Raw genomic sequence first — 23,818 nt, 5'->3', positions numbered from 1 at the left:
AAGTTAATGTGCAAGGGTGGCAAATACCCATGAATGATGTTGCTATCAGTGTCGTCGGTGCTGGCGGTGGCAATGGTTCGTTAACCATCAATGGCAGTGCTAAAGCGCACATCACTGCGAACCAAACTTTGCGATTACGTGGCGTCAATCAAACTGCGGTCGGAAACGCTGGCAAACTCAGGTTAGTAGCGGATTTCTCTGGCAATAGAATTGCCCAAAGCGCACCGTTTTCTGTGTCAGCTATTCCTCAAAACGGCAGCATTTCTTTCAACTCTGTAGCCACAGGTGCACGACGCGGAATCATTGTTAATTTCTCCGTTGAATCTGATTCGAATACGCTTAGCGACCTCAATGAAGCCGAACATTCTGAACAGGTCAAATACGGTTCTGGAAAAGGATGCCTCGCGGGCGCAGGAGCGAGTGCAAATAACTCCTCTTATATGGCAGCCACTACAACGGGACTTACAGACAGGCATAGGACACCTGTTAGCCGTATGACCAGCCCTGGAAGCATAGTGGCCGAGCAGGTATTCACTTTCAACGACAAGCGGACTGGCGCGACTGATATTCCAGCCAGAAATACAGGATTTCGTATTAGCAGAATCGTCACTGAACCCTCAGCAGGCAATTTTGTGATTACAACGTCCAAAGTCGGCGTTGCAACAAAGGCAAAAGGATTTTCCTCTAAGGCTGGGTCTGGCTCTGTGTCGAGAACACAAAACGTTTGATTTTGGGCTTTCACTAAAAAACAAAGGGAGCCAAACGGCTCCCTTATTATTTTATGTTGAAACAACGCATTATTTACTGAAGTAAATGTTGTCAAGGTAGATGTCTACCGCCTGACTACCATCCGCTCGCGCAGCAGAGATAACGATTTGAGCAATGGCATCTCTTGATAAGTCGCCATTTCCACTCGCATCAGTGAAGTCAGCTAACGGAACAGCCAAAGTCACCACATCAGTGCTTGAAGGAACGCTGGTGTATTGAATTGCATTGGTTTCACCATTACCGCCAGCATGGTTAGACAGCTTAATGTTAATCACCTGACCTGCTAACAAAGGATCTACTTTGTATTGCATGTTGAAAGTCGTGAAGCTTGAAGCATCAAACGCCGCCGATGAGAAATCAATACCGGCAAATATTTGACCTGCACCAACTGTCATGACTTTCGCTGGGCTGCCATTAAGCTCGCCATCAATGATACGTGCTGAAGAATCACCCCAGTTAGGGCCCCACTCATTGACAGTGATATCCGTGTAGTCATCACTGAAGATGGAAACAACGTCTCCTGTTGTGTCAGTGCCGCCATCAGTACCACCATCGGTGCCGCCGTCAGTTCCACCATCAGTCGGGGTAGGAGAGATAACAACATTGTCTATCACGTACTGAGAACCGATTCCTGTACCCCAAGCTGGGAACACCATAATCAGGTCTATCGCAGTGAGGTCTAGACCATTGTTTGACAGGTCGCTTAGGTTGAACGAGTAGTTTTTCCAAGTATCCAACTCTGGGAGGCTATCTAGAGCGACTTCGACAAACTCGCTCCCGCCGTTAGATTCAATTTTGAAGTTCCAAACATCAGCTGGTGTTTCACCGGCAGCAATTAGCTTGATATCAAAGGAGATAACGCCTTCTACCATCCAGGCATTCACATCGACTGGCTGAGGATCGGTAGCAACACCTTCACGGGAACTAAAGCCGTTCACTGTCGCATTAACTACCTCGAAGAAGGTCACTTCACCATACTGAGCATCGCTATCAGTGATAACTGGTGGTGTGGTTCCACCACAGCAGTCCCACGCTACCCACTGAGGATTCGCTGCATCGTTGAAGATAACAATTGGCGTGGTGCCAGTTGTTCCACCGTCAGTACCACCATCGGTGCCGCCGTCAGTACCACCATCAGTGCCGCCGTCAGTACCACCATCAGTGCCGCCGTCAGTACCACCATCGGTGCCGCCGTCAGTACCACCATCGGTGCCGCCGTCAGTACCACCATCGGTGCCACCGTCAGTACCACCATCGGTGCCGCCGTCAGTACCACCATCGGTGCCGCCATCAGTACCACCGTCGGTGTTGTTTACGAACGCAATATCAGCCAGTTGAACAGTTCCATTCTCTCCCAATACCATGGCAAAAATGGTCATATCGTCAAAGTCAGGTAATGGAATTTCCATTTGAACCCAACCACCATCCAGAGCAGTACCAGACGAAAGCAAGTAATCATTCGCATTTTCGCCTTGGCTCAGGCTGGTGATAGCAACACGAACTTGCTCAAGATCTGTTTGAACCTTGAACTGCGCATGTGTATATGACGAGATATCGACAGGGTTGAGATTACTTACCCATGCGATCGCGCCCCAACCGTTAGTCGCCGTGACTTCGAGCACAGGATCATACGTTCCACCTGTGATGTTTTCGATGCCAGACTCATTCCAAGATTGCACATCGTCAAAGACGATATTGGTCTGTTGGCCAGTGTAGACAACATATCCAGTTTCTGGAGCTGTTGTATTGCCGCCATTGTTTACAAATGCAACATCTGCAATTTGCAGTGATCCATTTTGAGTAAGCACAACAGCGAACGTCGTCATATCTGTATAGGCAGGCAAAGGTACTGTCATCTGTACCCAACCATTGCCTAGGTCAGTACCCGTAGAGAGAGCATAATCACTCACACTCTCGCCTTCAGTCTGGCTTAGGATTGACAGACGAATTTGGTCCAGACTTGTCTGTACTTTGAACTCCGCATGTGTGTATGGAGTAATGTCTAATGGGTTGATGTTGCTCACCCATGCCAGTGCTCCCCAACCATTGGTAGCAGTGAGTTCAAGCGCAGGGTCGTAAGTACCACCCGTCATGCTTTGAATACCTGCATCGTTCCATGATTGAACATCATCAAACAGAATATTAGTTTGCTGACCGGTGTACATGATGTACGCGGTTTCAGGAGGGGTAGTATTACCGCCACCATTATTCACAAACGCAACATCAGCGATTTGCAGTGTACCGTTTTCTCCCAGTACAACGGCAAATGTTGTCATGTCTGTATAGTCTGGCAGAGGGACAGTCATCTGAACCCAGCCGCCAGATAAAGCGGTGCCTGTAGAGAGCGCATAATCATTTGCGCTCTCACCTTCACTTTCACTGATGATTGATACACGAACTTGTTCGGAATCAGTCAGTACTTTGAATACAGCATGAGTATAAGGAGTAAGATCAATAGGTGATGAGGTGTTTACCCACGCCAATGCTCCCCACCCGTCTGTAACAGTCAGGCTAAGCGCTGGATCATAAGTACCACCTGTAACGCTATCAATGGTTGCACCGTTCCACGCTTGCACATCTTCAAAGGTCACAGTAGCGTCTTGGCCGGTGTACAGGATGTAACCAGTTTCGGTAGAGCCGGAACCTCCGTCAGTACCGCCATCAGTGCCACCGTCTGTTCCACCATCGGTACCGCCGTCAGTGTTACCATCAGAGCCACTTTCAGAAACCAGTACGACATCAGCAAAGTTTACTGAGCCTGCACCATTGAAGATTAAGCCAATCCACGTCATGTCAGAGAATGCAGGGAAAGGCACTTCCATTTGGATCCAACCGTTACCGAGGTCTTCGCCGCTTGAGAAGTTATAGGTATTTTTAACTTCGCTTTGGGTAGCGCTCTGAATCGACACATCAACCGCTGTGAACGCGTCAGATTGCACTTTGAAACGCAGGAATGAGTAACCAGAAGCATCTACTGCATTTGCGTCGTCATTACCCCATGCTACAGCTGCAGCATCTACGCCCCAGCCATTACCACTTGCTAAAGTGAAAGCCTTAGAATAAGGAGCACCCGTCATTGCAGACAAAGTTGCGCCACTACCCCAGTTATCACCCCAGAATTCCATTGCAAAGGTATCGTCTTGATCGCTGTAAGCAATGTAGCCAGGGCCAGAAGTTGATGTTGCAGTACCACGTTCAATGAACTCAATATCAGCAATCAGTGCTGTACCTTCTCCTGCGAACAGAATGGCAAACCAGGTCATGTCAGTGAAATCCGGAAGTGCAACTTCCATTTCCACCCAACCGTTTGGCAGTGCTGTACCATCAGTCAATTGATGAGTCGTTTTCACTTCACTTTGTGTAGCACTTTGTACTGACACATCAACGCTGGTGAAATCCGTGGTCTTGACTTTGAAACGTGCATGAGTGTAGCTGCTGATATCAATCACGTTGGCATCTTGATTACCCCACGCAATAGCGATATTTGGCGCGCCCCAGTCAGAGCCACTGGTCAGTTCAAATGTCTTGGCATAGTCTTCGCCGGTAATTTGCTGATAAGTAGTGCCACTGCCCCAGGTATCACCCCAGAATTCCATCGCAAAGGTGTCTTCTTGACCACTGTATGCAATGTACGCTTGGTCAATAACCTCACCAGTTGCACCGCCGTCAGTACCACCGCCTGTGTTACCACCATTATCTTCCCCAGTTTTGCTGAAACGAACATTGCGCAGTTCCAGCACGCCGCCGTCGTCAGAAGTACCTTGGAAGAAAATTGGTGATGTCACATCAGTGAAGTCTGGAGATGAACCGCTTGCCAGCTCAGTAACAGGAATCGCGTAAGACTGCCAATCTGTTGTGACTGAGTAACCACCTGGGCCAAAGACAACGCTGTTGCTGGTTTGCGGACGTGTATTGTCTCCAAATACACCAGTCTGGAAACCAACGTTGATAGCAGTCGTCGTTGTGCCTTTGATGTCGAACATCAAGTAACCAGTTTCAAAACCAGTCAGATTTTGACCAGAGCTGCCGGATACTGCAGTACTTGCACCCCAACCCCAATCTTTTGCCACACCAGCCGTTGGAGGTGTTGTCAATTCAAGCACTTGGCTGTTTGAGTTATCTGCAAGCCAAGAGGTGTTTTCCCATGCAACAGCAGTCAGGTTTGAATTCAATGATCCGTTGTGAATCGTGTATTCATCGCCTTCAATTTCGCCACCCGCATTGAATGCGTAAGGGATAGGCAGGATGCCGTCAATAACAGTTTGTGCGTTGCCGCCATTAGATTTAACGATTGGGTTGCCACCACGGGTAATACCGTCGAAGACACCTTCATCAACCAAATCCCAGATAGCGTATTTCGCATTACCGTTAATATCGACCAGACCAAAGTGCTGCTCTGAGTGGCTCGGGTTGCTTGAATCACCTTTCCAAGGCTCATCAAATGCTTGGAAGAAGAACACAGACGCGCCATATTCAGCTGCCCAAGCAGTCATTGCATCATAGTACTCTTTCTGTTTGTACTCATCTGCAGCACCAGTACCACCAGCACCATATGCTTCGCTGGAAAGTGTTGACCAACCTGTTTCACCGATATGAACCTGTTTTGTGCCATCAACTGCCAAAACACTGTCCTGCGCGGCCTTGAACTGAGTCAACGCCATGGAGAATGAACGCTCCATTGCTTTATCAGCTTGCTCTTGTCGAGACAGCGACTGCTGGTCTGCTGGAACACGCCAGAACTCAGGATCAAATTGCGTATCATGGAACGGATAAACGTGAACAGACACATAGTCAACGGCTTGCATCAAGGCTTTGATGTCTGCCTCATGACCACGGTAGTAGTCATTATTGATTGCCCAAACCGCCCAGTTCTCAGAACTTGTAATCCAGATATTTTCGCTGATCGTTCCATCAGCTTTCATTTCTTGGAATTCATTAACACGGTTCAGGATAATGCGAGGTTCAACACGATAGCTGCTCGCCCATTCGACCATCGCCTCATTACCAACAGCAATCACTTTGATAATGTTTGGATAAGCCTGAGCAAACTCAACAGCTTTGTCCATTTCAGCCTGGTTTTCAGGGCTTTCTTGAGAGTGATCAATTGGTTGATCAGAGAATGCATTCAGCGCTGAAATCCAAACGCCAAGCATCACATTCATTTCGAAGCTTGGATCATCTTCTTGCAGCTGGCTGATTGCCATCAGCAGATTTTCTGTATCAGAGAAGCCTTGCGTGTTGTAGGTACGAAGCATACGTACACCCGTAGCGTGCATGATCTTCAAGTCTTCTTTCAGATCTTCAACGCTTGGAACGTTTGCCTCTGTACGGGTTGTCGTACGGAATGCACCGTAAGAGATAGCTGGAAGTTCAGCAGTACCAAGCACAGGCTTACCTGGTGCATCACCACTAGTCACGCTTGAAACTGGATAGTTGCCAGTTGGCGCTGGCTGAGCTGCCAGATCAACCCCACCATATGTACCACCATCGGTTCCGCCGTCTGTACCACCATCGGTGCCGCCGTCAGTACCACCATCGGTGCTGCCGTCTGTACCACCATCGGTGCCGCCGTCAGTGCCACCATCGGTGTTACCATCAGAGCCGCTCTGAGAAACCAGAACAACATCTGCAAAGTTTACCGAACCTGCTCCGTTGTAGATCATGCCAATCCACGTCATGTCAGAGAATGCAGGGAAAGGCACTTCCATTTGCGTCCAGCCATTACCTAAATCTTGGCCACTGGACATGCTATAGGTGTTTTTAACTTCAGTTTTTGAGTCGCTTTGGAAAGAAACATCCACTAAGGAGTAATCGCTTGACTGCACCTTGAAGCGTAGAAATGAAAACGCCGATGCATCAACGGCGTTTTCTGGCTCATTGCCCCAAGCAACAGCAGCGGCATCAACGCCCCAGCCACTTCCGCTTGTTAAAGTGAAAGCTTTAGAATAAGGAGAATTATTGAGTTCAGTTAAGGTTGCGCCGCTTCCCCAATTATCCCCCCAATATTCCATTGTGAATGAATCTTCTTGGCCGCTATATGCAATGTATCCTTGTGTATTCGCAGAACTTTTAGACCTAGTAATTAGTTCAATATCAGCTAATTTCGCCGTTCCACTATTACCTTCAAGAAGCAAAGCAAACCAAGTCATGTCTGAAAACGAAGGAAGAGGTACCTCCATCTCAACCCAGCCATTATCTAATGGCTGCCCGTCGGACAAAGGATAGGTCACTTCACTAGCGTCTTCCGTGGCACTTTGAACGGACACCTTGATGTTAGAATAGTCACTTGTTTGAACTTTAAAACGAGCAAAGTTGTATGACGAAATATCAATCGCATTTTCAGGCTCATTACCCCATGCGATAGCTATTGCGTCAGCTCCCCAGTCCGAACCGCTTGTTAGGGAAAATGTTTTTTCATACTGGTCTTCGGTAAGCAACTCGTAGGTTGTACCACTACCCCAATTATCTCCCCAATACTGCATTGCATAGGTATCATCTTGACCGCTATGAGCGATAAATGCCTGAGCAGTAACCTCGCCTTCACCGGGAGCAATAGTTTGACCTCCAGAGCCCCCATTATCTCCAGCACCTCCAGAGCCTGAACCCTCTAAATCAGAACCGATTGTTCCAGAGCTCGATTTGGTGTAGTAGATATTCCGAACTTCAATTACCCCACCGTCATCAACAGGATTGACACTGCTAAAGAAGAAAGGAGATGTAACGTCACCCAAATTAGGTGCAGGGGTTTTAGTACCAATAAGTTCACTCATTGGAACAGAAACACTTTGCCAATCGCTGCTAATTGACCTGCCACTTGGACCAAAAATCACACCGTTGTTGGTTTGAGGGCGTTCAGCATTGTCGAAAATACCAGTTTGAAAGCCGATATTTATATCGGTAGTCGTCGTACCTTTAATTTCAAAGTGCAGGAACCCTTCTTCATAACCTGTAAGGTTAGTTGAGCCTTGATCTGGGTAACTAACACCAGCGCCCCAACCCCACTCTTTACTCGTCCCACCTGTGGGGGGAGTAGTTAATTCCAAAGTTTGCTTGTCAGGATTGGCCGCAAGAAATGATGTTTCTTCCCAACCATTGGCCTCGGAGCTATATTGTAGAGCTCCATTATAATAAACCGTATATACAGCTCCCTCAGTCTCAGGAGCTGACGGCGGCACATAAGGTTTTACCGTCTCATCACCACAACCACTTATAATAAGTGAAGCGGCAACGAGCATTTTCGCTAAGTAGTTTTTCATCGTTTTAATCCATTACTGCTGTTACGTCAGCAAACGCTCACAACTTGATAAAGTCGCAGCTCGCTAATTTCCAACCACCAGAATGTTGATGGATATTACTCATAGCGTTCCGCCCAAAAGAAAGCGCTTTCTTATTTGAGCAAAGTAAAACCCGAGAACAGGACACCACCCCAATACTCAAGGAACACCATCGGTACTTGTAACAATATTGTTACCAAAAAAGCTTGTACAGACTTATTAGTGAGACAACCCCAATTTCACTTAAACTCTCATAAATACAATGAAATTCAGTGCAATTTTCCCAAATGTGAAACATCCGTATACTAAAAACCTCTGTAAAACCCTCTTTCATCAAAGCCAATTGGAACCACCTAGAAATGTTGTCAATTTGTGAAGTTTATGTGATCAATGACATAGTTTCGCCAAGCCACATTTGCGATTAACATCTCATTTACTTAATGTTCGGCAAGATATCGCTTTCTTTATTGTGTCTTAGAGATCTCCTCAAAAAGCCATAAATCATGAAAGCAATACTGTAACCAACCGATTTTAAAGATCTTATTCTTGCTACCACCACCCAGCTGAAGCCTGATCAAGTCGGTTTAAGACAACGAAGCAAGAAAGCGCTTTCTTGCTTGGACAGAGATTTGATGGAGCAAGGAATGAAGAAGTCCATTTTATCCACACTGGTTTTGGGAGCGCTGGGAGGGTTATCTTTGCTACCTTCTGCCGCCTCAGCAGTGGAAACAGAGTTTGAGTTTCATGGTTATTTTCGCGCTGGTTTTTTTGCTAGTGCTGAAAACGACTTTAAGAAAGCTCCTATCGCTGGCCAAAAAGAGTTACTCGGTAGGCTGGGGATAGAGTCTGATAACGATGGAAGCTTAGACTTTCTCACGAGATTTATCTTTGATGAAGAGCGTGTCCTAAATATTCACATTGGTATCGGTGATACAGAATTTGACGACCTTATAGGTTTCGTCGAAATGCAGGGTATTATGCCTAGAGGCGCAAACCTTTGGGCTGGTAAACGTAAACTAGGCAGCGAAAACTACATTTTTATGACTGACTTCTCTTACACCGACCTAGATGGTTTAGGTGCAGGTATCAGTAAACTAGAAGTTGGTAATGGCTTTTTAGACTTTGCTTACATTTCAAGCTCGAGAAGTTCTGCCTATAACAATAGCGATTACGATGACTTCGTCAATAACGCTCTGACTAATTCAAATCAAATTAGCGTAGGCGCTGATAAGCAACCTGAGTACGAATATCAAAACAAGCCATTCGTCGATTACTACAACTCTCTTTCTCAAAGCGATCAAGAAAGGTTAATTTCAAACCAAAACAACACCATGCACACTCTGCATGCAGCCTATAACCTTGGTCGAATGACTGTCCATGGTAACTACAAATTTATGCCTAATAATTGGGATTTATTGGGTAATGAATGGGCAGACACAGGCTATGATGTAACAGCCATTTACCATATGCCTCATTTCTTCGGAGCTAAAGGTAATGCCTTTTCTTACGCAATACTCCAAGCTGGGGAGGGTTTAGGATCTGGTAACTTGCTAGGCGGCACTATAACCGACTACTCAGCAACTAGACCTGGCTCAGCCGCTCAAGGTTTCAAAGCGAATCGCTGGAAACCGGAAGATACAAGAGGCTGGGGCCCTACCGCAGGCGACCCTTATTATCTCATTTCTCATAGAGCAGAAGACGCCACATCGGCTAGATTGCTGCTTTGGGGGGGGTACACTCTTCACAATGGGATCGCATTCCTTCCTTCTTTCCAAGCTCAATATAATGACGAAGGCACGCATCCAGCTGGTGTAGACAGCGACCAAGGATACAACTACTGGTATTCAGGGATGGTTCGAAACGTATTCCCAGTTAATGAAAACTTCTTTGTTCAATCTGATGTGGGCTATTACAAATACAACTGGAATGGTACTACTTGGGATCAATCAAAATTTACCGTAGCACCTACTTTCATTATGTCTGATGGGGAATCAAGTGCAGAGATTCGTTTCTCAGTCTCTTATTTGCCTGATTCATGGACAAACGAAGGCGCTACTCCTCCAGGTGAAACTTCACCAAGTGGTGCAAGTGACGTCATATTCGGCATTCAGGCGGATGCATACTGGTAAGAGTGAACCATAACTCTACAAATCATCATTCAGAATTTTTGGTGCCAAGCCACCATTAAGTAAGGACACGAATAATGCGTAACTTCCCTTTAAAGCTAACTGTAGTATCAGTAGCAGTGCTAGGAGCATTAGTCGGCTGTGAAAGTAAAATCTATCATCCAATCCAGCCAACATCTTTGGATACTAGCGCTCCAGAAATAAAAGCTAATGAGTCATGGACTCTCATCTGGAATGACGAATTTAACGGCGACAAAATTGACAAGTCCAAATGGAGTCATGAAGAAAACTGTTACGGTGGTGGTAACAACGAACGCCAATGCTACACAGACCGCAGTGTCAACTCCCATGTAAAGGACGGTAAGCTATATATAGTCGCTCAAGACTATCAGTTTACTGGCGCTGCTGACCCCGAAGGCAAGAGCCGCCGCAAAGCAACTCTTCCATACACTTCAGCACGCTTGCGTACGCTGAACAAAGGTGACTGGAAATACGGCCGCTTTGAAGTCCGTGCAAAACTGCCATTTGGTCAAGGTACCTGGCCTGCGATCTGGATGCTGCCAACTGACTATGTATTTGGTGGATGGGCAGCTTCTGGTGAAATTGACATCGTTGAAGCAGTTAACCTTAAAACCCCTACTGACCAATTAGGTGCTGAGCCTGGCACGGAAGAAGCACGTATTCACGGTACGCTTCACTATGGCCGCGAGTGGCCAGATAACGTGAGCACGGCTGCGGAATACCACCTTCCAAACCATGTTAACCCTGCAGACGGTTTCCACACCTACTCTCTGGAGTGGGAAAAGGACGAAATGCGTTGGTATATCGATGATATCCACTACGCAACGCAGCGCTCTGACGGCTGGTACAGCCAGTACAAAGAAGGCGGTCGTTGGGTAACAGGTGAATCGGATGCCCCATTTAACCAGCGTTTCCATATGATCCTGAACCTGGCTTTGGGTGGCTCTTGGGCATCGAACGCTAACGAGGGTGGCATCGATCCATCTATCTTCCCTCAAACCATGGAAGTCGATTACGTACGCGTCTACGAATGTTCGAAAGATGTTGAAACCGGCAAAGGTTGTGCGACCGTTCAGGACACCGCGCAGTTCATCGCAGGTACACCTGCACCTGAGATCATCATCCCAGGTCCGGATTACGCGACGGGCCCAGAGTTTGTGCTGTTCGGCGACAAGCCAGACAAACACCTGCGTTCGAAAGAGTACGATCCACAGTTCAAGATCTACACAGAAACCAAGCCTGTTGAAGGCCGTGGTGATGTACTGGCAATGAAGAAAACGGGTGAGATCGGTAACTTCTACTTCGAGTCTCCAGAAGTCAATATGGGCGAATGGATGCAAGGTGGCGAGCTGGTCTTTGATCTGCTGGTTGAAGAAAAAGCACCTGAAACCAAGATCATGGTGAAAGTCGATAGTGGCTGGCCAGCAGCAAGTGATATCGATGTTGAAGTACCGCCTATCGGTCAATGGACTGAGGTTCGCATCAACTTTGCTGAGCTAATTGGAAATGGCAACCGCTTTGCTTCCGGCGCGAAAGCGAATGTCGAAGGCCTACGCAATATCTTTGTTATGGAGCCAACAGGACCAATGGTTCTGCAACTCGATAACATTCGATACGAGAAGAAATAGTCCCTCTTCTTGAAACCCAAAAGGGAGGCGAAAGCCTCCCTTTTCTTTTGCATCAAGTCATTTAACTCGGACAACACTTGATCAAACTCAGCAAAACCGAGCCTTATCGCGCTTTTAGTGCTGGAAAAAGCCTGCGGGTGATTGATAAAATCCCTGCCACTTCAATAAACGCATATCAAAGAGAGTGACTCCCCATGGGACGCAGTTTCGAAGTTCGTAAAGCTTCAATGGCGAAAACACAAGGCGCCAAAGTTAAGCTGTACTCAAAGTACGGTAAAGAAATCTACGTTATCGCGAAAAACGGCGGTGGCGACCCAGATTCAAACCTGTCGCTTAAGCGCATGATCGAGAAAGCGAAAAAAGATCAGGTGCCAGGGCACGTTATCGAAAAAGCTATCGAAAAAGCAGCTGGCGGTGGCGGTGAAAACTATGAAGTTGCGCGCTACGAAGGTTTTGGCCCAGGCGGTTGCTCAGTGATCGTTGACTGTCTGACTGACAACAACAACCGTACCTACATGGAAGTGCGTCAGTGCTTCGTGAAAACCAACTCAAAAATTGGTGGCCCAGGTACCGTTGCTCACATGTTCGATCACCAAGCTGTTTTCCAGTTTGCCGGTGACGATGAAGAAGCTGTGCTTGAAGCACTGATGATGGCAGACGCAGATGTGACTGACATCGAATGTGAAGACGGCGTGATCACTGTGTTCGCCCCTCACACCGAGTTCTTTAAAGTGAAAAACGCACTGACTGAGTCAATGCCAGAAGTGACAATCGACGTTGAAGAAATCACCTTCGTTCCACAGACCATGACTGCTGTAAGCGGCGACGATGTTGCTACGTTTGAGAAGTTCATGGACATGCTGAACGACTGTGACGACGTACAGAACGTTTACCACAACGCAGAGGTCGAGGCCTAATTCCTCAACGTTTGCGTTCTAAATGCCCGGTTCGACCGGGCATTTTACTTTTTGACTACATTAAGGCTCCACCATGGAACATAAAGATTTTGAAGCGCTGGTAAAAGCCCTTTGCGAAAAAGCCAGCCTTCCTGAAGCGCTCGACATGCTAAAAGCAAGCGAAGATGAAGCGGTTGCAGAAGCCGCGAACGCGTTGACTGGACAATTCGCACTTGCAGAAGTGGAAGGTCAAAACCGCGTTTACCACGTATTCACTGAAGAGAACGATGACGGTGAAGAGCAGGAGTTTGTTGAGCACATCATGAATGTGGGTGACGATGTTATCCTGTTCGTCGCGTGGTTCTTCTATACCCAGTTCGACATCAAAAACCGTGATACTTATGCCGCAGCAGGTCGCACTTACAAGCAACCTAAACGCAGCTAAGTAAAAAGCCAGAGCGTTGCTCTGGCTTATCTCGTTTTATTGCTATTCCTGTCAGCAAGCATTGAGCTCTACTTTTTCCCATACCCATTCATACCACACCCACTCGGCGCTAATTTGCGATTCCCATACTTGGTTGTTAGAAAGATGAATAGCATTGCATTCCCACCTTCCCCAATCATTTCCATTTTTCATACAAGCTTTGACAAAAACACGTTCGGCACATTCGCTAGTCAAGCTAATAACTAACTTATCAGGCATCCAGTAGGAATCATCCGTCACGACGCATTTAGCGCTGACATCAGACATTTTGGTTGGTTTTGTGCAGATATTTTCTGATGCACCAGCGAGATTTATTACGGTAGATAAAGGGAGTAACAGCGACGCAAGCGTTCTTTGAAATTTGATTTTCATGATCTTTGTATATATTTATTTTTTCAATAAACACCTGTATACAAACCCACACAATCAAATACTATGCATTGCACTATTATCTTTTTTGTCTGTGAATTTAGGCAAACTTAACGCTCAATTAATAGTGGCCTTATCAGTTACACTTCCAGAATCTAAATTTCCAACAGCAAAGTTATCTAGCAAATGGTTGTTAGAAACTGTTTACGGTACTAGTTTATCTGAGGCTCTTGCTGAGTTGCACAGTGAATACTGCCATCTACGTTTAATGCCTCCACAGTGCGTTCTGGGAATAGCCTCTCCATCGTTGCTTTGGCTTTCGCATCCGCAGCTTTGTCACCAAACTCCTGCATGATCACTGCATGGTTACAAACATAAAAACCGACATAGCCAGCAGCGAACTCTTTGCTGTCAAACTCTTCACGAATCGTATCTGGCGTTTCTAGTGCATGAAGGCTCAGCCTGTTTCCTTGTGCATCGGTCGCTGCTGACAAAATCTCCCAATGCTCTCGGGTAAGCTCATATTCGTACGACTCTGGGTAGGTATCAATACCAACGACCACATTGCCTGGGCTGGTAAATCGAGCGTAAAAATCTGTATGGCCATCAGTGATGTCGCGACCTCGTATTCCAGGGATCCAAATGATTTTATCCAACCCTAAAAGCGGTATCAGAAGATCTTCAAATTGGACTTTAGAAATATCAGGGTTACGGTTTGCATTCAGAGTACAGCTTTCAGCAATAATAGCGGTACCCTGCCCGTCTACCTCTATGCAGCCACCTTCCATTACAATTCCCGCTTGAATACGTTGAGTATGGCTAAGGCGAGCAATCTGCTTTGCCACAGCAGCATCCAATCTATGTTGTTGCTTGTTTCCCCACCCATTGAAATTGAAGTCGACAGCAGCTTTGTCTCCTTGCTCGTTCAATACGAACAATGGTGCAGTATCTCTCGCCCACAAATCGTCGAGTTGACCTTCGATTAGATCAACGTTGTCTCCCATCAAGGCCCGAGCGATTTCTATATCCTCTTTTCGTACCAACATGGAAACGGGTTCGTATTTGGCAATCGTCAGCGCAATGTCCGCGAGGTTTTTTTGAACCGCAGGAAGCAATCTCTCTCCCCAGATTTGCGCTGATGCCCCAAATGCCATCCATGTGCGCTCATGAGGCGCCGCTTCATCAGGCATTATCCAAGCCTCACGATTCGGGCGCGTTATTTCTGTTGCATGAAGTCCAGGAACAAAAGGCAACGTAAGTGCCGCTGCACCAGCCTGTTGAATGAATCGTCGGCGAGAAATCATAGAAGGTACGCAATCAGTTTTATACCTTTCAAATACAGAGGGTTAATTAAATATTGCGTAAAGAAGCCTAACTTTCATCTTTGATGTTTAAATTGCTTCCGCTAACCACTCTGAAAACTGCTTAACTTTCGGCAACACAGTCACACTTAATACAAATGCACATGGCCAAGCAACCACAAAACTCTGTCCCCATACTTGGGGCCAATCAGCGGAAAACCCCATTTTGTAACCGGAAATCAATCCAGACATAGCAACAGCCATCACCAATGTGCTGAGTGCTGTTGTTATCCAAAAACGTTTTCTTTCCATATTTCACCTCAAACTTGCTGCGCTTTTGTCTTTGGACTTAAGATAAAAAAATCCATAAACGAGATATACAGGCACAATTTGAACCATGAATTCCATTTTTGGAAACATTGACGATCTCTATCTCTTTTGCCAAATCATCCGTGATGGCTCGCTGCTTTCGGCATGTAAGTCATTAGGGTTACCCGCTTCTACGGTGTCTCGCCGGATCAGCGCGATGGAAAAAAGGCTCAATGTTCGATTACTGGAAAAGCGAGGGCGAGAGCTCGTTGCGACAGAGTCAGGAGAGCGAGCTTATGAACAACTCATTAGCAGCATGGAGCAACTTGAATCCGGGATTGAGCAAATTCTACAAGATAGCAACGAGGTGTTTGGCAACCTCAAGCTGACCATGCCAAATAACTTCTATCATGGGTTTGTTGGGGATGTGATTAGTCGATTCCTTGAGGATTATCCCAAGGTAAAACTTGAGATTATTTTAAGCCAAGAACAGCAGATCCCGACAACAGATAGGGATCTCTTAATGACCTTCGATTTAACCGGTCTTGAAAGCTTCATTGCCAGGCCACTTTTTACAGCCAGGCATGGCTTCTTTGCCAGCGAGGGTTACCTGAGAAAGTATGGAGAGATCAAAACAGTCGATGCACTAAAGCAAGCAGACTGGATCGCAGTGGATAAAGTCTGGAACATAAACCTATACCGCGAACAGGTTCTTGAGCACACTATTGCCATCCGTCCTAAATTAGTGGTCAATGATATCACTGCGGTGATTACCGCCGTTGAACAAGGCATTGGCGTATCATCCCTTCCATTTCGCCATACCTCTGGCAATGAAAAACTCAAAGAGATTTTGCCGGAGTATACACGAACCGACAGAACAGCCTATTTGGTATACCGTGAACGGCAGCATCAGCCCCGCGCACTGACCTTACTGGTGGATGCGTTACTGTCAGCCACAAAAGCGATTAACTATGAGCAGACGCCAATCGAGGCACAGTAAATAGGAAGCTCGCTGGTGAATCAGGATTTAAGCAAGAAAAGCACCCATTAACGGCTAGACTCGGGGAAACAACGCGCTAAAGAAAGGACGCATTGAAATGAGCGATCAAAGAAAGCAATGGATTTACGATCTCCTCAAGAAAGGCATTGAGCATGGCGATCCTGAAGCCGTCAAAGTTGTCGATGAAACTCAGTACAAACAGCACAACCCTATGACAAAAGAAGGCGATGTCGGGCTAGCTGAGCTGTTTGCAAAACTGGCAAAGACTAACCCTCATGTTGAAATTCTGCGCATTTTCTCAGATGGCGATTATGTGTTTGCCCATACCGAGTATGACTTTTCCAGCGTAAAAATCTGTTTTGAAGTATTCCGGTTCGAAGGGGATAAGACCGTCGAGCATTGGGACAATTTAGAGCTCAAGCAGCCCAACAATGCTTCTGGCCGAAGCATGATTGATGGCGAAACAAAAGTCGCCGACTTGGAGAAAACAGAACCCAATCGCGAAACCGTGGTCAATCTTGTTAATCAAGTATTGATAGGTCAAAACCCCGATGTAATTCCTCTCTTTTTCAATATCACTGACTATACAGAACACAGCCCTGAGCTCAGCAATGACCTGGATTCGTTGAAACAAACCCTATGCAAAACACTGCCAGATGGCTCGCCATATGTTCATTACCAAACACTACACCGCACTTTTGCAGAAGGTAACTTTGTCCTGACCGCTTGCGAAGGTCTGCGTGCCGGTGTTCACACGGCCTTTTATGATCTGTTCAGATTAGAAAGCGGAAAAGTGGTCGAGCATTGGGATACCGTGGAAGAAATCCCCCCGCGCGAGATTTGGAACAACCGGAACGGGAAGTTCTGATTTAAACACTTGACGAGATTGAGATTCCAAATGATACTGTATATATAAACAGTATCATTTGGAGGTGCTCATGAATACGAAAGAGTTTGACCAGTTGCTTGAACGGGTTAACCAAAGCCGTAAAGCAGCCTTGAAAGATAATACGTTTATTGAACAGGCTGAACTCCATGCAAAAGAGTTGGCTCGCCTAGAAAGCATGAACATGCGCCCGGTAAAAAAGCGGGTGAAGAAAAAGAAAGTCAGTGCGCCAAAGCGTTTCTCAAACGTTTACGAGGGATTCGCAGAAAGCCGCGACGATATTTTCCATTATTGAGTCAGAGAGAATCCAGACTGAGCTTATCCCAACGCATCATGGCTTCTTTACCTGACTCATACCCTAGGTAATAAGCCTTCTTAAGAGGCGCCTTTTCCCTGCTAAGGCGCTTCAATTTGAAGTCTTCTGGCGGGCAAACCTGAATAATCTCCACGCCTTCCGGCGGATGCTCAATCAGTTCAAGTGTTTCGTTGTAGCGAATATGACGGGTCAGCATCGGCTCTATCAACGCAGGATGATCTTTGAGTAGCCGTTTAGTCAGCGCATCAAACTTGGAGGCGGATTTTCGATAGCATGCCGGACGGCTTCGGAGCACCATGATTCGGGTGGCACCGCGTCGAATAGCTTCAGCAACAGGAATCGCATCTGTCACGCCGCCATCTACATATCTCACGCCATTCAGTTCCACGCCGTGTCGATACATCACTGGCAGTGCGCTGCTGGCTTTCATGGTTTCGGCCAACATTTCAACATCCGGTGTATGGTACTCAGGTTCGCCATTATCCTGTCTTGTGACACCTAAAAAGAACGGCCTTGGGTCTGCTTTCAGAACGTCTTTGTCGATACCAAGTTCTTCCAACGTGACTTCCCACATCCAGTCGAGATCCATTAAGTCACCGCCCATGGCGAACTGGCCCGGTCTCAGGAATTCTTTGCGAAGGCTGTAATCGAGGTAGATTTTCAGGTTCCGTCCAGGCATGTCAGCCAAGTACGCTGCCAGATTGCTGGCCCCTGCAGATACACCCCAGAAGCTATCGAACGGCGAGAAGTTTTTCTCCATGAAGTAGTCAAGAATGCCGCACGAAAACACGCCGCGCATTGCACCACCTTCTACAATGAGTGCAGATTTCCCAACCTTCTCCATTTATTTTTCTCCTACAAACTCCGTCACCGAGCCTCGCTCCACCACGGCTGGCTCCAACTCTACGACCTGAGGTTCGCTACCACTGTTACTGATGCGTTGAATCAAAGCACCGACCGCGGCTTTTCCGAGACGATACTTAGGCTGATGCACGGTAGTGAGCGATGGTGTCATGTATTTCGCCAAGTGAATGTCATCGTATCCCATCACGGACAAATCTGCTGGAACGGAAATCCCCTGTTCGTTTGCAGCGTTGATAAGGCCCATCGCCATCATGTCGTTACCAGCGAAAATTGCGGAGGGCAACTTACCGCTGTTCTGGAATTTTGCAAGCGCCTGATAACCGCCTTCACATTCAAAGTCGCCTTCCACCACCCATTTGGGGTTGATGTTGAGGGCCGCCTCTTTCATTGCGCGTTTAAAGCCCTGATAGCGCATTTGCGCCTGATGTTTAAGCAACGGCCCGGTGATGCAACCAATTTCTCTATGCCCTTGCTGGATAAGGTGCTTGGTCGCCAGATAACCCCCACGCAGGGAGTTATCCTGAATCTTGTCGCAAGGCAGGGAAATCGGCCCCCAATCCATCACCACCACAGGTACGGATTGAAGCTTTTCAAGGATCTCTGAATACTCCCCTTCCAGCGTTGAACACATCAGGATGAAACCATCAACACGCTTTTGCATCAGGGTATCAATAGACGCTTTCATCCGTTGTGCATCACCTTCAGTGTTACAGAGGATAAGGTTGTAACCCGCGTGATAGCAGCTTCGCTCCACGCCCTTTACCACCTCACCAAAGAATGGGTTGGTTGATGTGGTCACAATCATGCCAAGGGTGTTAGTGCGGTTGGTTTTGAAACTGCGCGCCAAAGCAGACGGCGCAGTGTAATGGAGTTCTTTAGCAGCGTTATTCACGCGCTCTGCAATTTCATCACTGACAAAGCGCGTTTTGTTGATGACATGGCTAACGGTCGAGGTTGAAACACCGGCTAACTTCGCGATGTCTTTCATTGTCGCCATGTCTTCTCCTTAATCAGGCGTGTGCTTTTAGGAATTCGTCCACTTCATCACGTGTGGGAATCGATGTCTGGGCACCAAAGCGTGTCACAGAAATCGCCGCTGCTGCGTGAGCAAACTTAATCGCTGATTCTAAAGGCATTGATTCCATTAGACCAGTCACGAATGCACCATTGAAAGTGTCGCCTGCTGCAGTGGTGTCCGTTGCTTCTACACGGAATCCAGGCACGATTTGACCTTCGCCATTCTGGCTGACATACACACCTTTCGCGCCCAGCGTGATCATCACGGTTTCAATGCCTTTCCCATGCAGTATGTCTGCTGCCGCTTTTGCTGATGCATCATCTTCCACCTTCACGCCCGTCAGCACTTCTGCTTCTGTTTCGTTTGGCGTGATGATGTCGATGCAAGCCAACAAACTTTCAGGCAATTCGCGGGCAGGAGCAGGGTTCAGAATCACTTTGGTGTCATGGCGCTTGCCAATTTGAGCTGCCAACTCGATACCATCCAGCGGTGTTTCCAATTGCATCAGCAAGTATTCAGCATGACGAATACGTTCAAGCTCAGGTTCAATGGCTTCTGCCGTCAATTTGGCGTTGGCTTCCGCAGAGATACAAATGCTGTTTTCGCCGCTATCAGAGACTTGAATCAGGGCGATACCCGTTGGGCAATCTGCCTGCATTTTCACGCCACTGATATTGATGCCATCGCACTTGAAGCTTTCGCGAATATTCACGCCGAATGGGTCGTCGCCCACACAGGCAATAAAGCCGATGTCAGCTTTCAAACGCGCTGCAGCCACAGCCTGGTTTGCGCCTTTACCACCGGGGATCACCTGATAATTGCGACCATGCAGGGTTTCACCCGGACGGGGAAAAGAAGGCACCTGTAATACATGGTCTGCGTTAACGCTCCCTAAAACCACTAACTTATTCATCGCGCTATCCTCTGCCTCCTTCAGGGAGACCTTATTGTTGTACTAAAAAACTGAGTGATTTAGGCTCTTTATCAAGAACCTAAAGCAATCGGTTCTGCACTCTCCCTCAAAGCCGGAGGACTCACAGACCCTCCCATTTACAAGGGGAGGGTCTGGCTGAGGTTTTCCCTGTTAGACTTACTGAGTGACCACTTTTAGCGGAACAGGAATCGATTTTTGAACCGGCTCGCCTTTCAGCATTTTATCTGCTACTTCAACACCAATAGCACCAATTAATTCAGGCTGTTGAGCGATGGTTGCCGCCAGTTTGCCACGTTTTACCGCTGCAATGCCGTCATCGGTGCCATCAAAGCCAACAATCATCACGTCTTTGCCCGACGCTTGCACCGCACGTAATGCGCCCAATGCCATTTCATCATTCTGCGCGAATACCGCCTGAACATCCGGGTTAGCTGCCAGCATATTCTCCATAACGTTCAGACCTTTAGTGCGGTCAAAGTCAGCAGGCTGACTCGAAAGCAATTCCATTGATCCGCCATCCACCACTTTCATGAAGCCTTCGCCACGTTCACGCGCTGCTGATGTACCAGCAATACCTTCCAGCTGAATGACCTTAGCCTGCTCACCGACTTTCTCCATGATGAACTTGCCCGCCATTTCGCCGCCTGCCACATTGTCAGACGCAATATGGCTCACCACTTCGCCGCGCTGCGCACCACGGTCTAATGTCAGAACTGGGATTTCGCTGCGGTTCGCAATGCGGATAGCGTTAGAAACTGCTGCGGAATCCGTCGGGTTGATCAGAATCGCTTTAACGCCACGAATGGTCAGATCTTCCACATTCGAAAGCTCTTTGCTCGGGTCGTTTTGGGAATCCAGAACAATCAGCTCATAGCCCAGCTCTTTTGCTTTGTTCTCTGCACCTTCCTTCATGGTGACAAAGAAAGGGTTGTTCAGTGTAGACACAACAATCGCCATGGTGTCTTGCGCTTGTGCAGCCACGGAAACTGTTGAGGAAAGCAGAGCGGCTGAGATAAGCATGGATAGTTTTTTCATTGTCTTCATCCTTTTGTTTTTGATGCGCCAGTGAGGGGGACACCGGCGCGTTCTACACGTAATTCGTTGGTTTAATATTGGATTCGTAGGGTTACTTGTTTTTGTTGTCGACCATGACCGCGGCGAGAATCACTGTCGCTTTGGCAATCATTTGGTAGTAGGAGGAAACGTCCAGCAGGTTCAGGGCGTTATTGAGGAAGCCGATGATCAGCGCGCCAATGAGGGTACCCATGATGCGGCCTTTACCGCCCATCAGACTGGTGCCACCCAGTACCACTGCAGCAATGGCATCCAGTTCGTAGCCCATACCTGCGGTTGGTTGTGCTGAAGAAAGACGTGACGTTACGATGATGCCTGCAAGAGCTGCCAACAGGCCACAAATTGCGTAAGCACCGATCTTCACTTTGTCGACGTCGATACCGGACAGGCGGGTAGCAGATTCGTTACCACCAAGCGCATAGATGTAGCGACCAAAACGGGTGTGGTTCAGCAGGTACCAGACCGCTGCAAACACAATCACCATCAACCAGACTGGAACCGGAATACCCAGTGCGTAGCCAGTACCGAACCAGGCAAACGCATCAGCGGTATCAGTAAAACCGGTAGAAATTGGACGGCCTTCGGTGTAAACCATGGTCACACCGCGCAGCAGTGTCATAGTGACCAGCGTGGCAATAAACGCCTGCACTTTGCCTTTGGCGATAATGATGCCGGAAATCGCTCCCAGTACCGCACCAGCAAAGAGCGCGGTTGGCACTGCCACCAGCACAGGCACTTCCATCGCAATCAGTGTTGCGGCAAATGCACCACACAGCGCGAGAACTGAACCCACACTCAGGTCGATCCCTGCGGTCAGGATCACCAGTGTCATACCTACCGCAATAATCGCGTTAATCGACGTCTGGCGAAGAATGTTCAGAATGTTGTCGACGGTAAAGAAGTTCGGGTTTAAAAACGACACCACGACAATCAGAAAAAGAAGCGCAACAAGAGATTTCTGTTCTATCAACCACTCTTTGCTGAACAGCTTTTTACCTTCAGCTTTTGATTGGGTTACGGCGTTACTATTCATGCTGCATCCTTCTTAACGTATTTACCTACAGCGCAGGCCAGTAATGTTTCTTGATCGGCATCTTTGGCATCGAACTCCCCGGTGATACGGCCTTCGTGCATCACCATAATTCGGTCACTCATTCCAAGCACTTCCGGCATATCGGAAGAAACCAGAATGATGCTCATACCTTCTGCTTTGAATCGGTTGATTAGCTGATAGATCTCTTTCTTTGCACCCACATCGACGCCACGGGTTGGCTCGTCGAGAATAAGCACGCGCGGCTTGGTCATCAGGCCTTTGGCAATCGCGACTTTCTGCTGGTTACCACCAGATAAGTTGCCGATAAGCTGCTCGCGGGTTGGGGTTTTGATGTTGAAGAGTTGGATGAAATCGTCGACAGCCATGACTTCGTCGTTGTGGCGGATTTGCATACCTTTGCTCAGCTTGTCCAGAGAGCAAATCGACATGTTTTCCTTCACTGACAGTCCCAGAATCAGACCATCGCCTTTTCGATCTTCAGAGATGTAAGCAATACCGTTGATCAATCCATCACGTGGGCTGATTGGGTTAACGGTTTTGCCATTGAGTATGATGTCGCCGCCGTCGCGTGAAAGCGCGCCGTATATCACCTTCATCAGTTCAGTGCGACCTGCACCCATCAGGCCGGACACACCGAGAATCTCTCCGCGCTTCAGGGTGAAGCTGACGTCTTTTACACCCACACCGGAAACGTTTTTCACTTCCAAACAAGTGTCGCCATGGGTCACTGCAATACGCGGATATTGCTCTTCCAGCTTGCGGCCCACCATCATTTCAATCAGGCGGTCTTCATCGATATCTTTCACCTGACATTCGCCGATAAATTTGCCATCACGCAGCACAGTAATATCATCGCAAATAGTGAAGATTTCTTTCAGACGGTGAGAGATATAAACGATGCCGCAGCCTTCGTCCCGGAGCTCACGGATGACCTTGAACAGCGATTCTGTTTCGGTGTCAGTCAATGCATCTGTTGGTTCATCCATGATGATGACCTTAGATTCAAACGACAGTGCTTTGGCAATCTCCACCATTTGCTGTTCGCCCAAACTCAGCGCACCCAACAAGGTTTTTGAGCTGTGTTTCACGTTCAGTCGTGCCAGCAATTTATCGGCTTCGGCGTACATCTTCTCCCAAAGCACGCGGCCGAATGGGCCAGTGAATTCACGGCCGAGGTAAATGTTCTCAGCAATCGTCAGTTCAGGGATCAGGTTCAACTCCTGATGGATAATGCTGATACCTGCCTGCTGCGAATCACGTGGCCCTTTGAATGCTGCTTCTTTGCCTTCGTAATGAATCGAGCCACCATCCAACGCGTGAATGCCAGTCAGCACTTTCATCAGCGTCGATTTGCCTGCACCGTTCTCTCCCATCAGCGCCATCACACGGCCTGGATAAACGTTGAGGCTGGCTTTATCCAACGCTTTCACCCCGGGAAAAGCTTTCTCAATCTCGCTGAGTTGCAATATTGCCTGAGTCATAGGAATGTCCTCGTC

At 47.6% G+C, this 23,818-nt stretch carries 18 protein-coding genes; 8 read left to right on the top strand and 10 right to left on the bottom strand.

Annotation, left to right across the window (positions count from 1 at the left end; genetic code table 11):
* Positions 1 to 29: 29 nt before the first annotated feature.
* Positions 30 to 728, top strand: coding sequence for a hypothetical protein (locus tag D515_RS20275; RefSeq protein ID WP_039850394.1), 699 nt, complete (start codon positions 30 to 32; stop codon positions 726 to 728).
* A 69-nt stretch (positions 729 to 797) separates the two neighbouring features.
* Here D515_RS20275 and D515_RS25770 read toward each other — a convergent pair whose 3' ends face one another.
* Entirely contained in the window at positions 798 to 8,024 is a 7,227-nt protein-coding gene (locus D515_RS25770) for a glycoside hydrolase family 17 protein (RefSeq protein WP_152442406.1), read from the bottom strand.
* 662 nt (positions 8,025 to 8,686) lie between these two features.
* Here D515_RS25770 and D515_RS20265 point away from each other — a divergent pair.
* The 4 genes from D515_RS20265 (at position 8,687) to D515_RS20250 (ending at position 13,158) form a co-directional block, all read left to right on the top strand.
* Entirely contained in the window at positions 8,687 to 10,171 is a 1,485-nt protein-coding gene (locus D515_RS20265; RefSeq protein WP_002541188.1) for a carbohydrate porin, read from the top strand.
* A gap of 74 nt (positions 10,172 to 10,245) precedes the next feature.
* Positions 10,246 to 11,817: a glycoside hydrolase family 16 protein gene (locus D515_RS20260; protein WP_002541187.1), complete on the top strand. Its 1,572-nt coding sequence runs from the start codon at positions 10,246 to 10,248 to the stop codon at positions 11,815 to 11,817.
* 194 nt (positions 11,818 to 12,011) lie between these two features.
* Positions 12,012 to 12,734, top strand: coding sequence for a YebC/PmpR family DNA-binding transcriptional regulator (locus D515_RS20255; protein WP_002541185.1), 723 nt, complete (start codon positions 12,012 to 12,014; stop codon positions 12,732 to 12,734).
* A gap of 73 nt (positions 12,735 to 12,807) precedes the next feature.
* Complete coding sequence (locus tag D515_RS20250) at positions 12,808 to 13,158, top strand: hypothetical protein (RefSeq protein ID WP_002541184.1); 351 nt, start codon at positions 12,808 to 12,810, stop codon at positions 13,156 to 13,158.
* Positions 13,159 to 13,209: 51 nt separating this feature from the next.
* Here the strand turns inward: D515_RS20250 and D515_RS20245 are convergent, their stop codons facing one another.
* The 3 genes from D515_RS20245 to D515_RS20235 form a co-directional block, all read right to left on the bottom strand.
* Positions 13,210 to 13,569, bottom strand: a complete 360-nt coding sequence (locus D515_RS20245) for a hypothetical protein (RefSeq protein WP_039850393.1) — start codon at positions 13,567 to 13,569, stop codon at positions 13,210 to 13,212.
* Positions 13,570 to 13,778: 209 nt separating this feature from the next.
* Positions 13,779 to 14,756 carry an agmatine deiminase family protein gene (locus D515_RS20240; protein WP_002541183.1) on the bottom strand — a complete coding sequence of 326 codons (978 nt, stop codon included), beginning with the start codon at positions 14,754 to 14,756 and terminating at the stop codon, positions 13,779 to 13,781.
* Positions 14,757 to 14,957: 201 nt separating this feature from the next.
* On the bottom strand, positions 14,958 to 15,179 hold the full coding sequence (locus D515_RS20235) for a DUF2798 domain-containing protein (protein WP_002541182.1): 222 nt from the start codon (positions 15,177 to 15,179) through the stop codon (positions 14,958 to 14,960).
* 85 nt (positions 15,180 to 15,264) lie between these two features.
* Here D515_RS20235 and D515_RS20230 point away from each other — a divergent pair, with 85 nt between their 5' ends.
* From D515_RS20230 to D515_RS20220, 3 genes are all read left to right on the top strand, one after another.
* Positions 15,265 to 16,176, top strand: a complete 912-nt coding sequence (locus D515_RS20230; RefSeq protein WP_002541180.1) for a LysR family transcriptional regulator — start codon at positions 15,265 to 15,267, stop codon at positions 16,174 to 16,176.
* 97 nt (positions 16,177 to 16,273) lie between these two features.
* Positions 16,274 to 17,044, top strand: coding sequence for a nuclear transport factor 2 family protein (locus D515_RS20225; protein ID WP_039850391.1), 771 nt, complete (start codon positions 16,274 to 16,276; stop codon positions 17,042 to 17,044).
* A gap of 70 nt (positions 17,045 to 17,114) precedes the next feature.
* Complete coding sequence (locus D515_RS20220; protein ID WP_002541179.1) at positions 17,115 to 17,357, top strand: hypothetical protein; 243 nt, start codon at positions 17,115 to 17,117, stop codon at positions 17,355 to 17,357.
* A 1-nt stretch (position 17,358) separates the two neighbouring features.
* Here D515_RS20220 and D515_RS20215 read toward each other — a convergent pair whose 3' ends face one another.
* The 6 genes from D515_RS20215 to rbsA all read right to left on the bottom strand — a co-directional run bounded on the left by D515_RS20215 (position 17,359) and on the right by rbsA (position 23,803).
* On the bottom strand, positions 17,359 to 18,222 hold the full coding sequence (locus tag D515_RS20215; protein WP_002541178.1) for a patatin-like phospholipase family protein: 864 nt from the start codon (positions 18,220 to 18,222) through the stop codon (positions 17,359 to 17,361).
* Positions 18,223 to 19,239, bottom strand: coding sequence for a substrate-binding domain-containing protein (locus D515_RS20210; protein ID WP_002541177.1), 1,017 nt, complete (start codon positions 19,237 to 19,239; stop codon positions 18,223 to 18,225).
* Between the two features lie 13 nt (positions 19,240 to 19,252).
* On the bottom strand, positions 19,253 to 20,173 hold the full coding sequence (rbsK, locus tag D515_RS20205) for a ribokinase (RefSeq protein ID WP_002541176.1): 921 nt from the start codon (positions 20,171 to 20,173) through the stop codon (positions 19,253 to 19,255).
* Between the two features lie 177 nt (positions 20,174 to 20,350).
* A complete protein-coding gene (gene rbsB / locus D515_RS20200; RefSeq protein ID WP_002541175.1) occupies positions 20,351 to 21,229 on the bottom strand; it encodes a ribose ABC transporter substrate-binding protein RbsB in 879 nt (292 codons plus the stop codon).
* Positions 21,230 to 21,320: 91 nt separating this feature from the next.
* Complete coding sequence (gene rbsC, locus D515_RS20195; protein ID WP_002541174.1) at positions 21,321 to 22,301, bottom strand: ribose ABC transporter permease; 981 nt, start codon at positions 22,299 to 22,301, stop codon at positions 21,321 to 21,323.
* The gene (rbsA, locus tag D515_RS20190; protein WP_002541172.1) at positions 22,298 to 23,803 is read right to left on the bottom strand and encodes a ribose ABC transporter ATP-binding protein RbsA; all 1,506 of its coding nucleotides are present in this window, start codon (positions 23,801 to 23,803) and stop codon (positions 22,298 to 22,300) included. Before rbsA ends, rbsC begins: the two co-directional genes overlap by 4 nt.
* Positions 23,804 to 23,818: the final 15 nt, after the last annotated feature.

The organism is Grimontia indica, from assembly GCF_000333895.2.
In the GTDB taxonomy this organism is placed as follows: domain Bacteria; phylum Pseudomonadota; class Gammaproteobacteria; order Enterobacterales; family Vibrionaceae; genus Enterovibrio; species Enterovibrio indicus.
Note: the sequence above shows the minus strand (reverse complement) of the source record. Positions and strands in the feature narration are given on the sequence as shown.